10 protein-coding genes are annotated in these 13,551 nt (G+C 46.9%); 3 read left to right on the plus strand and 7 right to left on the minus strand.

The features are described from left to right. The first annotated feature begins 122 nt into the window (after positions 1-122). Positions 123-1,310, plus strand: coding sequence for a DUF1624 domain-containing protein (locus tag KOE27_RS19550; RefSeq protein ID WP_215240493.1), 1,188 nt, complete (start codon positions 123-125; stop codon positions 1,308-1,310). Between the two features lie 513 nt (positions 1,311-1,823). On the opposite strand, the gene KOE27_RS19555 is transcribed toward KOE27_RS19550, so the two are convergent. Then, complete coding sequence (locus KOE27_RS19555; RefSeq protein WP_229252839.1) at positions 1,824-2,606, minus strand: alpha/beta fold hydrolase; 783 nt, start codon at positions 2,604-2,606, stop codon at positions 1,824-1,826. 132 nt (positions 2,607-2,738) lie between these two features. Beyond that, the gene (locus KOE27_RS19560) at positions 2,739-4,685 is read right to left on the minus strand and encodes a TonB-dependent receptor plug domain-containing protein (protein WP_229252840.1); all 1,947 of its coding nucleotides are present in this window, start codon (positions 4,683-4,685) and stop codon (positions 2,739-2,741) included. Between the two features lie 122 nt (positions 4,686-4,807). Between KOE27_RS19560 and pdxR the strand changes: the two genes are divergently transcribed. Then, positions 4,808-6,301 (plus strand): MocR-like pyridoxine biosynthesis transcription factor PdxR, encoded by a 1,494-nt coding sequence (gene pdxR / locus KOE27_RS19565; protein ID WP_215240494.1) that lies wholly within the window; start codon positions 4,808-4,810, stop codon positions 6,299-6,301. A gap of 101 nt (positions 6,302-6,402) precedes the next feature. Here pdxR and KOE27_RS19570 read toward each other — a convergent pair whose 3' ends face one another. The 5 genes from KOE27_RS19570 to KOE27_RS19590 all read right to left on the minus strand — a co-directional run bounded on the left by KOE27_RS19570 (position 6,403) and on the right by KOE27_RS19590 (position 12,003). Continuing rightward, entirely contained in the window at positions 6,403-8,544 is a 2,142-nt protein-coding gene (locus KOE27_RS19570; protein WP_215240495.1) for a ligand-binding sensor domain-containing protein, read from the minus strand. A 257-nt stretch (positions 8,545-8,801) separates the two neighbouring features. Continuing rightward, the gene (locus KOE27_RS19575) at positions 8,802-9,779 is read right to left on the minus strand and encodes an NAD(P)H-quinone oxidoreductase (RefSeq protein WP_310590071.1); all 978 of its coding nucleotides are present in this window, start codon (positions 9,777-9,779) and stop codon (positions 8,802-8,804) included. Between the two features lie 17 nt (positions 9,780-9,796). Beyond that, positions 9,797-10,165 carry a YccF domain-containing protein gene (locus KOE27_RS19580; RefSeq protein ID WP_215240496.1) on the minus strand — a complete coding sequence of 123 codons (369 nt, stop codon included), beginning with the start codon at positions 10,163-10,165 and terminating at the stop codon, positions 9,797-9,799. A gap of 121 nt (positions 10,166-10,286) precedes the next feature. Continuing rightward, positions 10,287-10,892, minus strand: coding sequence for a pseudouridine synthase (locus KOE27_RS19585; protein ID WP_215240497.1), 606 nt, complete (start codon positions 10,890-10,892; stop codon positions 10,287-10,289). Positions 10,893-10,950: 58 nt separating this feature from the next. Continuing rightward, positions 10,951-12,003, minus strand: coding sequence for a DUF3500 domain-containing protein (locus KOE27_RS19590; protein ID WP_229252841.1), 1,053 nt, complete (start codon positions 12,001-12,003; stop codon positions 10,951-10,953). A 165-nt stretch (positions 12,004-12,168) separates the two neighbouring features. On the opposite strand from KOE27_RS19590, the gene KOE27_RS19595 reads away from it, so the two are divergent. After that, positions 12,169-13,512 carry a deoxyguanosinetriphosphate triphosphohydrolase gene (locus KOE27_RS19595; protein ID WP_215240498.1) on the plus strand — a complete coding sequence of 448 codons (1,344 nt, stop codon included), beginning with the start codon at positions 12,169-12,171 and terminating at the stop codon, positions 13,510-13,512. Positions 13,513-13,551: the final 39 nt, after the last annotated feature.

Here is a 13,551-nt window from a genome sequence, read left to right on the forward strand (position 1 = left end):
ATCTTCTACTCTGGTGTCGATGAGCAGGTGATCTGAAACGGGTATCATTTTGTACCTTGCCAATCAGAGTAAATATCTGCTTGTCAACCCTTTGTTGGTACCATCCTAACTACGAAAATCAAATGACAAAGGCTATCGGTTCCGGCAGGATCAATTCCATTGATATTCTCCGTGGAATCGTGATGGTGATTATGGCGCTGGATCACGTGCGGGAATTTTTTAACATAGACGCGCTTACCAAAGATCCTCTTGATATCGAAAACGGTACGGCCGTTATGTTTTTTACCAGATGGATCACCCATTATTGTGCCCCTACCTTTGTATTTCTTTCCGGGATTTCGGCGGGGCTGTCCGCTTCTAAAAAAAGCCTGAAAGAAGGTTCTGCGTTTATGATCCGGCGAGGGGTATGGCTCATATTTGCCGAGATCACCATCATAACTTTTGCACTGACGTATAACCCTTTTTATCATTTTATTATTTTCCAGGTGATATGGGTTATTGGCTGGGGGCTGGTATTGCTTGGGTTGGTCCGCCTGTTGTCACAAAAAGCAGTCCTCTTCATAGGCCTGATCATCGTACTGGGGCACAATCTGTTGGATTATGTACACTTGCCCGAAGGTTCAGCAAAACAGGCTGTTATCAATATTTTTTTCCAAAGCCGCGGTTTTACCATTCCGTTTTCCGATGAGCGGCTTTTAGTATTTCTCTATGCCATCATTCCCTGGGCCGGGATTATGATGATCGGTTATGGTATCTATCCCTGGTTCTTGAATTACAGCCAGGCGCAGCGGAAAAAGATGCTGATGGTAGCCGGCCTAAGCAGTATTTTTCTTTTTCTGGCCATCCGTTTTGTTAATTTATATGGTGATCCTTTGCCCTGGCTACCTCAGAAAACCGGCTTTCAAACTTTCCTGTCCTTCCTGAACACTACGAAATATCCCCCATCTCTGCTCTATACGGCCATGACCATCGGCCCGGCATTACTGGCGCTGGCTTTCCTTGAGAAATCAACCAACCGATTGGCCAACCTATGCATGGTATACGGCAAGGTTCCGTTTTTCTATTATGTGTTACACTTTTACACCATACATACGCTTTCGGTGGCACTTTTCTTTATCTCAGGGTATGGAAGTAAAGATATCATTTCAGCTGATTCGCCCTTTTGGTTTCGTCCTCCTACCTTCGGATACTCCCTGCCACTTACTTACCTGATCTGGCTGGCTATTGTCGCTGGCTTATACGTCCCCTGTATAAGATTTGCCGCCTACAAACGAGCCCATTCGGATAAGTGGTGGGTTCACTATCTATAATGCGCATACTGAAATAAAAACGCAGCACATCTTGTTCATGCACTGCTCGCTGCGAATTGAGGTGATTATTTTTTTCTGGAGCTGGTCAGAACTTACGGATCACTAAAAAAACATCCTCCCAGAAACCGGAAGGATGTTTTCAAACTACGCTAACTGATGTTATTTTAATGCCTGTACAGTATGATTAATAATGTTACCGCGTTGCACACCGGACAAAACCTACTCCGGATCGGCACGATATATATCCTATTTTTAGGTTCAATTCAACTCTTAACTGGCAAATTACGATACCGCTCAGGTCCCTTTTTCGCACAATTAAAACTAAATTTAGGATGTTAGTAGTATATAGAAAAACAATTTGGGGTGAAACTATTAACCGTTTCATTCCGCTAGTTCCCGGCGTATACTTATACAGCATTCCACAAGTAACTGAAATAAAGATAATTACAACTATTCAGCTTTTCTTCATACAGAATCTTGTTTCCTGAGATTTTGTGGTGAATTTCCTCATATTTAGTCTTCGGCACTGGTACCCAGCCGATTATTGAGCAGATCGGATATCTCCGAGGCACGATCGTATACCATGAGGTGCCCGGCTCCTTCAACAACCACATCCGGTTGGACCAGTTTGAGTGCTATCAGCCTGTCAGCACTGCCATGAATATGATACAGATTCTCTGGTTTTGTTAACCGTTTCCATGAACTTAACCGGATAAGCGCCCATTTAAGAAATCGACCGTCAGTATCTTCCAACACCCCTTTCAGGAGCTTTTTGAGCGCAGGGGTATTGGCACCAAAATAACGATAGACTAAAAAATTCGGTGATTTGAGTACCGGTGCAGCCAAGGGATGCAGCAGGAGAAAACGGATGAGCTTTTGGTAAAAACCGGAAACCGGAACACCCGTTGAAGTACTCGATATGATAATAATTTGCCTGGGATGCACAAGACTAGCTAACTCGGCCGCCACAATACCTCCGAACGAGAGCCCGACCAGGTGGAACGGCCGCGTGGTATCGATCTGACAAACAAGCCTTTTGGCGTAGTGTTTCAACGTTTCATTCTTAAGAGGATCGATCCACTTGATATAATTCACCTTGTACTCGCCGCTAAGTTGCAGCTTACTGAATACCCGTTGGTCTGCACCTAAACCACTTATAAAATATACATTCATCCGCGTCGGGTCAGCTATCTCTTCCGAAGGAAATTTTTTGTCGGCATACATCCTTCCCAACACCTTATTTTCAGATGAAATATACAAGAAAATAAGAACCAGCCCGAGCCGAAATACTAACATCGTCGATATTGTTTTTCAAACTTACGGCGATTTAAGAATTATAGATGAAGGCGGTTACCGGAAACGCCGCATTTGGCGGGTGTATTTCGACAAAAAAAGCGTTTTTACAAAATACGGTTTGAGAGAAGTAGCTTACTTATTTGACCAGTTAAATTTCACTCCACCCATCAACCAGGAGCCGGGCATTCGGGAACCTAGTAAATCGCTGTAGCGGGTGTTAAACAAGTTGTCAGCCTGTACGAAAACAGCAATTTTTCGGCTTAGAAATCCATACTCCGCTTTGGCATTCATGACATAATAGTTTTTGGAAACGGCTGCCTCAATAGCCGTAGCCGCTCTTGCGGTTCGATTTTTCCAGATACCACTAATGCTGACCGAGAAATTCCCTACCTGATAAAGTGTTGAAAAATTGGCCAGAAATTTAGCATGGGATGATACATAAAAAGAAGGCACCTGATTGCTGCTTTCACTGTTCAGCAAAGTGAATCCGGCATTAAACCATAGGCTCTGGCTACCTTCCATTTTTTGAGTAAACTGTATATCGGTTTCTACACCGGTTGTATTCACCGAGGCTATGTTGTTAGCCAGCGCAAAGGTCCCGGTGGGTGAAAGGTTATCCTTACGGGGCATTTGGGCATAGGGCGTAGTTACGAAATCGATTAGGTTACGGTGGAGCCGTTGAAAATAGGTGGCAGAGAGTTTCAGGTTATTCTTCGGGAACCAGTCCGCTCCGGCTTCGTAACTGAATGACCGCTCCGCTTTCAGATCAGGATTCCCTACACTTCCGCCGGTTACGAGTACCTTATTATAATTATTAAACCGCTCTGTAAAATCCGCATCACGAATGGTCTTTCCGGCACTTCCTCTCAGCTGCCAGCCATCTCTTTTGTAAGAAAGATTTATCTGAGGAACCGTTTCTGTTCCAATATGCTCCCGCCAGTCTACCCGAAGCGCAGGGCTGACCGTAAAATATTCCCCGAAGCGATGTGATAACGTTACAAAAGGGGCCACCTGGCCGATGGTATGCTCCCCTCGGTCGTTGGAAGAGATAGCCTTGTTCTGATAATTAACCCCTGATACCAGACTGGTTTTGGGAGATATTTGCAATTGCCACAACAATAGTCCCTGCCACAGTTCCGAGAGACTCTCATTCCGGATCGATACTGTATTGTAGAGATACTGATCCTTCACATGCTTGTACCCCCCATCAAGCGAAACAACAGACCTGCCCTTCTTGTAACCAATTTTCAACTGGTTCCAGGAAGTTTTCACCTGCTCATTTGCGGTATCCGAAACGAAAGTGGTGTAGAAGTTCTGCGCAGAAAAATCGCGGCTGTCATAAGATGATCTCAGCGCAATATGCCAATGCGGCGACAGGTTAAAATTTGCAGACAGGGAAGCCGTGTTGTTATGAAAATAACCATTTGTTCCGCGCTGCCTGACACCATCGGCATTGTTGGACTGAACGCCCGCTGAAATTGCGAGCCGGTTGGTTTGTGCAAAGCCCCCTGCGTTCATATTCCATAATCCATATTGCCCTGCCGTGGCGGCGGCATTAACCGCCGATTTGACTATACCTTTCCGGCTGTTTTCCTGATTGAGCTTAGCCGCAAAAGTTTTGGATATGACATGGATAACGCCACCTACCGCTTCGGAACCATATATAGCAGAAGATGCTCCTTTTAAAACCTCAATCCGTTCAATTTCTGACGGTGCTATGGGAATGTAACTATTAAAATGACCGGTATTGGGGTCATTGAGGCGAAGCCCGTCCAGCACTACCAGTACCTGCTGATAGGTACCTCCGCGTAAAACGATATCACTCTGTGAGCCCATCGGCCCACGGGCCTGAATCTCCAGGCCCGGCACATAACGGAGTAATTCGTCAATACTGTTAACCGGCAGATTCTGAAAATAATCTCCTTTAATCACCGCGATATTTCGCCCGGTTTCCGACGCACGTTTTTCCACTAGCGAAGAAGTAACAGTAACCGGGTCCAGCGCGATTTCCTGTGCGGTAACATTTTGAACAGCAAAAAAGCAAATAAACAAAGCGTATCTCAGTAACATATTTTTCATATACAGCAATAAAAGTAAAACGTTCCTGACACCTGCAAAGAGCTAGCAGGAATATTGACAGTGAGTATCACCGGCAAAAGTATTATCTTACCGGACTGTTAACATGCTCCGGTTTTGATATAATGAGTAGTCCGGTTGAAATTCCTTTTGAAAGTCTGATCACCATCGACCGTGAAAACAAAACGCCGGTGTATCAGCAAATTGCCCGGCAGATCATCATTTCCATTCAGCAGGGAATATTGCGTGCCGGCGTAAAACTACCCGGCAGCCGGACTCTGGCTGCAAGGCTGACCGTTCATCGAAAAACGGTTGTTGCCGCTGTGAACGAACTTGACGCACAGGGGTGGATTGAAGTGATCCCTGACAAAGGAATTTTCGTAAGTAGCAGAACCACAGAAACATATACTACTACACTCCCACTCCATTCGGGAACTCTGCCCACCTATCCTGGGCACACGGGGTTTGCATTTAAACAAAGTATGCTGCTCGACAGGCCCGTTTCACTCTCACCTGCAGACCTGGAATTTACAGACGGCCTGCCCGACGTGCGCCTGGCCCCTCTGGACAAATTATCCAAAGCGTATGCCAGTGTTTTGCGCAGGAACAACAGTCGTAAACATCTGGGGTATTCTCATGTGGAAGGCAATGAATATTTCAGGGATAAGCTGGCGATATACCTCAACGATACCCGCGGACTCCAGCCTGGTACATCCAACATTCTCACCACACGCGGCATTCAGATGGGAATTTTCCTGGTATCCATGCTGCTTCTTGAACCGGGAGATACCGTTTTGGTGGGTGATTTGAGCTATTACGTAGCCAATATGATATTCCAGCAAGCCGGTGCCCATATCCGCTCCATTCCGGTAGATGAGCACGGTATTTCTCTGGAGGCTGTCCGAAAGCTTTGTGTTACATCAAAGGTCAGGATGCTGTACATTACGCCGCACCACCATTACCCCACAACAGTAACGCTGAGTGCGGAAAGAAGGATTGAACTACTGAACCTGTCGGCTCAATATGGCTTCATCATTCTGGAAGACGATTATGACTATGACTTTCATTATCAGAGCAGTCCGGTTCTGCCGCTGGCCAGTGCCGACCGCTCCGGCATGGTCGTTTACATCGGTTCGTTTTGCAAAGCACTGGCTCCGGGGCTCCGCTGCGGATATATCGTTGCGCCCCAAAACCTGATTGCCGAACTCGCCAAGTTGCGCAGGATTATTGACCGGCAGGGCGATATGGTCATGGAACAGGCTCTGGGAGAAATGCTTCATGAAGGTGAAATACGCAGGCATCTGAAAAAAGCCCAGAAAATTTATCAGGCCAGGCGGGACGAGTTATGCCAGCTTTTACATGATAACTTTCAGGAGCATATCACTTTTCATACGCCACCCGGGGGATTGGCGGTGTGGACGGAATGGACCCGGAACGTGAATTTACTGCGCATCAGCCGTGAATGTTTGAGATACAACCTGCATCTTCCCCAAACGCTGCTTTTTCAGACAGGAAAACTTTCGGCAGTAAGGCTTGGTTTCGGAAACATGAATGAAGCCGAGATGAACAAAGCAATTTCGATTCTGGCAGAGGTAACGAGGCGCACTGGCAAGGATTAGATCCTGATTCCACTGCGAGAGATTAAAAAACTTGTCTTGTAAAATCGGTAACCCCGGTGCAGAAATATTGCAGCCGGAAGCTGGAGAAAACCTTATTCCCCTCATTCCCAAAACCCGTAATGTCTGCCCATCCAATAAGCAAACAAGAAATAGCTGCCGCTGTCTTCCGTTTTACCGCCATTTCCTGCGTCATAATGTTTTGGATTTGTATTCCAGCGCGAAATGTTGCTTTCTGGTGTAGGGATGGGGCGAATGGACTGCACCATTCCTGACCTGCTCAGAAGCGGATCCTTCGGCAAATCCCAGCGGTGGCTGTTTTCCATGGTCCAGTTAACCAGATCAATCGGATATTGCTGAATTTCTTCCAGTGCAATGGCCAGATCGCAATCCCGGTTCAGCAGTGCACTGGCAAACACATTCCAGACGGGCATCCGGTCACTGCGTACTGCGTTCCAGCTTCTGACGAGACTTTTGACGTATATATACCTATTTGGGTCATTCCGGGTGTATCTGAGTAAATTGTAGTAAGGAAAAAAATTAAGAATATCATCAGAATGACTGGTTTCAAAAGGGCCATACTTTTTGGCTTCCAGTGTATTCTGCGCATATCCGTGCTTGGTGACCAGGTACTGATAATGCGCTTCAAATTTAGGATCGCCGGTAAAATGGGAAGCTGTCTTCAGGAAGGAAAGAATTTGTAAAGAATTCAATCCGCGTTCATACATCCAGTTGGGCGAACGGTTCAGAGAGTCGGGATGCCAGATACCCCAGCGGGTCGGCTTCCCGTCAAAATCGATCAGGTGGTAGTTGTTATCAATAACGTGAGAGGCAATACGTCCGATCAGCCGCCGCACCCTTTCTTTTTGTTCGGGATTGGCCACCATGTCAAAAAACAGGGGCAGGACAAAGAGGTGGCCCGTGATTTCGTCAGAACTGGTATCATCCAGCCAGTACCATTTCCCATCTGCCGAAAGATGCCATACCTTGGGGTGCGGCGAGCGGGACTGAGTGATTGGGTCAGTAGAGGCAGCATAGGAACGGGCCGGATATCCCGAAATGCCGGTTACGGTTTCCAATTGCTCCAGGGCTTCAAAAGTCCGGATCGCATTGGCTTTTGCGGCTGTATCTTTGGTAACCCTATAACGGAAACATTCCGCAGCCAGGTAGCAGGAGGTCCACAGCCCGTCGTTATCCTCATTTTGTACATAACTGGTTTTGACATCCCCCGGTACCTTCAGTATCGACTGATTGATGAGCCCCCGCCGGTTGTGGCGCAAAGCGATAACCTTTTCTATAGTGTCCGCCTTTTGTTGCAAAGTCATGGGTTGTTTTTTGATCTGTACAATCCCTTTTGGCGTTGCAATCCAGACCCGCAACGAATCTACTATGAGAATATCGTTGATCCGGTCGTCGGGCAGCCATCGTTTTCCCTGGTAGTAGTGCCAGCTGTCATCTTTTTTGATGGCTCCCTTGTTTGTACCCATCCAGATATCATTTTTTCCCGGACGTATCACGGTAACCGGGCCGTAAGGTAGTCCATTGGCCCCAGTCGCCACCCAGTGATTGCCGTCCGCAGCAATACTGCCGACTGACCACGGACTGCTGTAAATCAGATCCTTGCCGCTATTGGCCGCAGCCAGCGCATAATATCGTTCTTGATTACCTCTGGCCATGAGCGTGTTATCCAGATTAACCCACTGTTCGCTCTCACGCCGCCAAAGCCCCTTTGTTGTAGCTATATAAAGCCTGCCACCGGCATCTTTGGCCATACCGTTTACCCTTGCCCCATTCATATCCTGAAAAGGCTTCCAGCTCCCGTCCCAGATCAGCATTCCGGTACTGGTACCTACCAATAATTTTTTGTTATCCCAAAGCATACAGTGAATGGTGTCCGTTTCAGCCATGGGTGGTTGTACTATTCCTTTATGCTCCTGTGGCGGCTGAACAGACCGCGCTCCCGCAAGCCAAACGTTCCCTTGCCCATCCAGTGCAGCAGTACCCCAAACTTTGTCCTGCTCCTGTCCGCTCCATGATCCATCACGGTAACGAAAAACCCCGTTGGCCATCACGGCAACTACATCACGTTGTGAAAGGAAAAGTTTTAACACATTCTTCCCAATTGCTCCGGGAAGTGGTACATCCGTTTTGATATCCTGTGTGTAAACAAGCTTTGACTGTGCCACGACATACGAAATAGTCAGAAGTGCTATCAGTGCGGAAAAGAGAAATTTAAGGGGAAACATTTCAGAGCGGTAAAAGAAGTTTAACTGCAGACTTTGACATTGCATCTGCTGTTTTACCTTTTTTTTGTTCATTCGGGCTATTGCCTGTCCTTAAACAGTTTCACACAAAACAGAAAGGGATGAAAGAAAAAAATAGGAAAGCTTATGAAAGATGTAGCGATACAAAAGAAAAACGTAAATCATGAAATCAATTCCGGAATAATAGGTGAGTGAGTACTGCCCTAAAATCCGGCTTAAACGCTTTTCTCCATCTTAAACTATGATACGTTAACCAGAATAATTTTCCCGATATGGCTGCCCTCTTCAATGAAGCGATGCGCACCGGCGGCTTGTTCCAATGGAAACTCGCGGTATATGACAGGCCTGAAACGCCCGTTGGTTATGAGCGGCCACACCTGGTTAAGAATTTCGCCTGCCAGGTTTGATTTAAAATCGTTGTCTCTGTTGCGGAGCGTACTTCCGGTGATTGTGAGGCGTTTTCGCATGACCATACCAAAGTCAATTTCAGCATTGTTACCTTGCATGGTATTAACAAAAACCAGCCGGCCTTCCGGACGCAGCAGATGAAGATTTTTTGAGATATAATCTCCTCCTACCATGTCCAGGATCACATCCATTCCAACTGGAGCGAGCTGCTGCGCAAAATCTTCTGTTTTATAATTAATACATTTCACTGCCCCCAACTCCTCACATGCCTTGCATTTCTCCTGCGTTCCGGCAGTGGCATAAACCTTTGCGCCCATGGCCGCCCCTAATTGTATTGCCGTAATCCCGATCCCGCTAGTGCCGCCATGTACCAGCAGATTTTCTCCCGCTGCCAGTTTTCCCCGCTGAAACACATTGTGCCAGACGGTAAAAACCGTTTCAGGCAGGGAAGCTGCCTCCGCAAAATTCAGCCCAGCAGGAACAGGCAAACAATGCCCGGCCTCCGCAATGACGTAGTCCGCATACCCGCCACCGACTACAAGGGCACAAACGCTGTCACCTTTTTTCCATTGTGTTACGGTATCCCCGCAGATTTCAATGATACCGGATACCTCCAGACCGGGGATATCCTGCGGTGCCCAGGCAGGCGGCGGATAATTCCCCTTTCTCTGGTATACATCGGGACGGTTTACTCCAGCCGCCCTTACCCGGATGAGTACCTGCCCCGTCCCGGGTTCCGGCTTAGGCCTTTCTACCAGTTTAAGTACCTCCGGAACGCCGGGGGCGGTGATTACGACTGCTTTCATCATGTCCGAACGATATACCATCAATAAATTTCCTTACCAAAGGGAGTGAAAGAAAGGCTCATCAGTTTGAAATGCTGCTTTGCAAAAGGCAGGCCTATAATGGTAATTGCAAGAAGTATACCAAAAAAAAGGTGCGTCAGCGCAATCCATATCCCGCCAAGCACAATCCAGAGGATATTGAAAATTGTTGACAAACAGCCGGTATTTCCCCGAACCTCCCTTACCTGCCTTCCAAATGGAAACAACGTAAGTAAGCCAATCTTAAAACATTGGACACCAAAAGGAATTCCGACAATGGTAAGACAAAGTACAAAGCCGGAGATCATATATTGAATGAATACAAGAAATCCTCCGAATATGAGCCAGATAATATTTCCAAGTAAATTCATACGCTGTGGTTCAGTAGTCGTTACGTTCAGTTAGGCATAAAACTAACCCCTGGTTGAGTACCAACTTTTTGTTTTTGACAAACGGTACCACCTGTATATTACCGGTCGGAATACCCCGTTATTATTGGTTCGGATCAATATTCAGTTTTTCGAAAAAATCCGATTCTTCTATCTCCCTTACCCCTCCCGGAGGCAAATCTCCCAGTTCCAGGTTTTCGATGCTTACGCGGATCAGCCGTTTGCACCGGTGACCCGCAGTGCGCACCATCTTCCTCACCTGATGGTATTTCCCCTCCGTTAAGGTAATGCGTAGCCAGGTATCCGGAACTTTCCGTTCGTTTGCATACCGCGACGCCAACCCCACCGGCATAGTCACAATATCCACTTCACAGGGCGTGGTACGGTAATTCACTCCGCCTTTAATCCGTATTTCTATTCCCGTTCGCAGCAATTCGAGGGTTTCAGGGGTTACCTCATGTGCCACATGTACAATGTATACCCTTTTGTGCGGGACATCGCCCAGAAACAACAAGTTGGTAACCCTTTTATTGGTAGTTAAAATGAGCAAACCTTCCGAATTACTATCCAGCCGACCAACGGCATGCGTTCCTTCCGGAAATTCATAGTCCAGATCTCCCAGCAGCCCTACCTTGTCGGGGCTTACAAACTGAGAAACCATATCGGGAGGTTTGTTGATGATAAAATAGCGATGAACCGGCTCGGGCATTTAGGGGTACTACTGGTTAAAAACTGTTGTTGGAGAAATGTTGTCGCATTTGTAAAACTCATTTGCCGTGGGCTTTTTCATAATGCGCCCTGAGAAGATCTTCGCCAAAATCATTGTCAAGATCCCTGACTACGGAGTGAACATGGTTCCCCCCATTTTGTGTATTATCAAATTCGATCAGCAAAGAAGGACCGTGTATTCTGTAATAATGCCCGTGCCCCGGACCTATTTCGGGCTGTTGATCCCCCATCCAGGCAAAATATATCTGATCCAGACCTTCCTTTTCCAACTTTTCCCACTGCTGGTTTTTCAGTGTAACATGATAGCGGTTCAGGTACGAAAGAATGAGTTTTTTGAAAATGGCTTGCTGCTCCGGTCTCATTTCCGACAGCCGCAGCCCTTCCCTTTTATCAAGAGAAGCCTTCCGGGTATTGGTAGTAAGCATGTCATTAGGCGCTTTGGTATGCAGGAGTGCTGTCTTCAGCTGCTCGGGCCCTAGGGCATGGAGTAAGTCAAAGGCCAACTGCTGTTCTTCCTTCAATACAGAGCGCCCTTTCTGAGGCACATCGGCCAGTACCGTTCCCGGATTACTACCCATGAATCCCGGAGTAATGGTAACCCTTCCGTCCACGGAAGAAAAATGAAGCGACAGGTGATGCCCTTCCACCCGCCACGCCCAGGCCTTTTGATCGGGATTTCCAAAAACAAGGAATGCATAATTTTCCGGATCGCGGTAGGTATCATTGGCCGGCCGACTTTCCACTACCCGTAAAACATTTTCCAGGTCAATAATCTGTCCGGCTTTCATGTATCCATCGGCACTCAAAACAACTTTCAGCAAATCCATAGCGGCATTTTTTTGAGGAGGAGTCATGGTCTTGAAAGTTATCCCCTTGCGCGGGCGGGGGGTATAGTTCCAGTCGAACCGGATAACATCATCCAAAGGTAACAGCGTTTCCTTCGCCGCCGCCGGATCCAGCGTTTTAACAAACTCAGAAGCAGCCAGCGTCATTTTTTTATTAAAATCCTTTTGTCCCGCCGTAAGTTTCTGCCCGGATACCACACCGGAAAATTCCAGGATAAGCAGGGGAAGTAAAAATATTTTTTTCATAAAATAGAAGTCTTTTAATTCAGATACCTCATCGGATAAAAGACGTTTAAGGTCAAAAATACCTGTTATGTTTCTCAATTTAATAGCACATGACAGAAAGCCTGTGCTGCACGATATATTTATTCCCGTTTGCATTAGTTTTGCGCGGTATTTACCGACAGACAGATGAATTGGGAAAAATTACTATCAGCCAAAAGATGGGGAAGCGAAGATAAGTATATTGAAGATCAGACCGAGGCAAGATCCGAGTTTCAGCGTGATTACGACCGACTGATATTTTCCTCTCCTTTCCGAAGGCTTCAGAATAAAACCCAGGTATTTCCGCTCCCGGGCAGCGTTTTTGTACATAACCGGCTCACACACAGCCTTGAAGTTGCCAGTGTAGGGCGATCGCTCGGAAGAATTTTTTACAACAAACTGAAAAAGGACGAACCCGGCCTGGACGACCGCCTGCCGCTGATCAGCGAAATCGGGAACATTGTAGCAGCCGCTTGCCTGGCGCACGACCTTGGCAATCCGGCGTTCGGGCATTCCGGCGAGGCTGCAATTTCCCATTATTTTACCGATGGTGCAGGACTAAAATATAAAAGTGCCGTAACCGACGCTCAATGGGCGGACCTGGTCCATTTTGAGGGCAATGCCAACGCATTCCGTATCCTGACCCATCCTTATGCAGGGAAAGGTTACGGTAGTTTTGCCCTCACATATTCCACGCTGGCGGCCATAGCCAAGTATCCATGTGAATCTCAGGCCGGGCATAACAAGGCCAATATTTACACCAAAAAGTACGGATTCTTTCAGTCCGAGCAGGCGGGATTTCAGAGAATTGCCGCAGAGCTTCAGCTTGAGCAGGTCAGTGCAACCCCACTTGTTTATAAACGTCACCCGCTTGTTTATCTGGTAGAAGCCGCCGATGATATTTGCTACAATATTATTGACCTGGAAGATGCACACCGCCTTAAGATACTGTCCTATCAGGAAGTTGAAACCCTGTTGTTAAGGCTATGCAACGACCCGAACCTCCCGGCTCGCCTGACCGACATTGAAGATCCTGATGCAAAGATCAGCCTCTTAAGGGCCAAATCGATCAACACCTTGATCGCCAATTGCTCTGATCTGTTTTACAACGAACAGCAGACCATACTGGATGGTAATTTTAACGACAGCCTGATCGGAAGTATCCCTGAGCCCTACCGGTCGGCGATGAAAGAAATTCAGCAGATTTCCATACAAAAGATTTATAACTACGCTTCCGTTGTGCAGATCGAAGTGGCTGGTTACAAGGTCATGGGAGGCCTGCTCGAAGAGTTTGTTCCGGCTTACCTGAACAACAATTCCCATTACAGCAAAAAGCTTGTTGACCTTATTCCCCGGCAGTTTATCACCAAACAAAATGATGAATATGCAAAAATTCAGACCGTACTGGATTTCGTTTCAGGGATGACAGACCTTTATGCGGTTGAGTTATTCAGAAAAATCAAAGGTATATCCTTTCCATCTATCAGCTGACCTTTGAATAAAATGTGTTGCGATCAATATTCCAACACA

The organism is Dyadobacter sp. CECT 9275 (assembly GCF_907164905.1).
GTDB classification, from domain to species: Bacteria; Bacteroidota; Bacteroidia; order Cytophagales; family Spirosomataceae; genus Dyadobacter; species Dyadobacter helix.

Bases quoted from the DNA above. Each gene is read 5' to 3' on its own strand.
- KOE27_RS19555 (WP_229252839.1), bottom strand. From the start codon at position 2,606: ATGTTAGTATTTCGGCTCGGGCTGGTTCTTATTTTCTTGTATATTTCA.
- KOE27_RS19570 (WP_215240495.1), bottom strand. From the start codon at position 8,544: ATGTTTCCCCTTAAATTTCTCTTTTCCGCACTGATAGCACTTCTGACT.
- KOE27_RS19560 (WP_229252840.1), bottom strand. From the start codon at position 4,685: ATGAAAAATATGTTACTGAGATACGCTTTGTTTATTTGCTTTTTTGCT.
- KOE27_RS19590 (WP_229252841.1), bottom strand. From the start codon at position 12,003: ATGAAAAAAATATTTTTACTTCCCCTGCTTATCCTGGAATTTTCCGGT.
- KOE27_RS19595 (WP_215240498.1), top strand. From the start codon at position 12,169: ATGAATTGGGAAAAATTACTATCAGCCAAAAGATGGGGAAGCGAAGAT.
- pdxR (WP_215240494.1), top strand. From the start codon at position 4,808: ATGAGTAGTCCGGTTGAAATTCCTTTTGAAAGTCTGATCACCATCGAC.
- KOE27_RS19575 (WP_310590071.1), bottom strand. From the start codon at position 9,779: ATGATGAAAGCAGTCGTAATCACCGCCCCCGGCGTTCCGGAGGTACTT.
- KOE27_RS19550 (WP_215240493.1), top strand. From the start codon at position 123: ATGACAAAGGCTATCGGTTCCGGCAGGATCAATTCCATTGATATTCTC.
- KOE27_RS19585 (WP_215240497.1), bottom strand. From the start codon at position 10,892: ATGCCCGAGCCGGTTCATCGCTATTTTATCATCAACAAACCTCCCGAT.
- KOE27_RS19580 (WP_215240496.1), bottom strand. From the start codon at position 10,165: ATGAATTTACTTGGAAATATTATCTGGCTCATATTCGGAGGATTTCTT.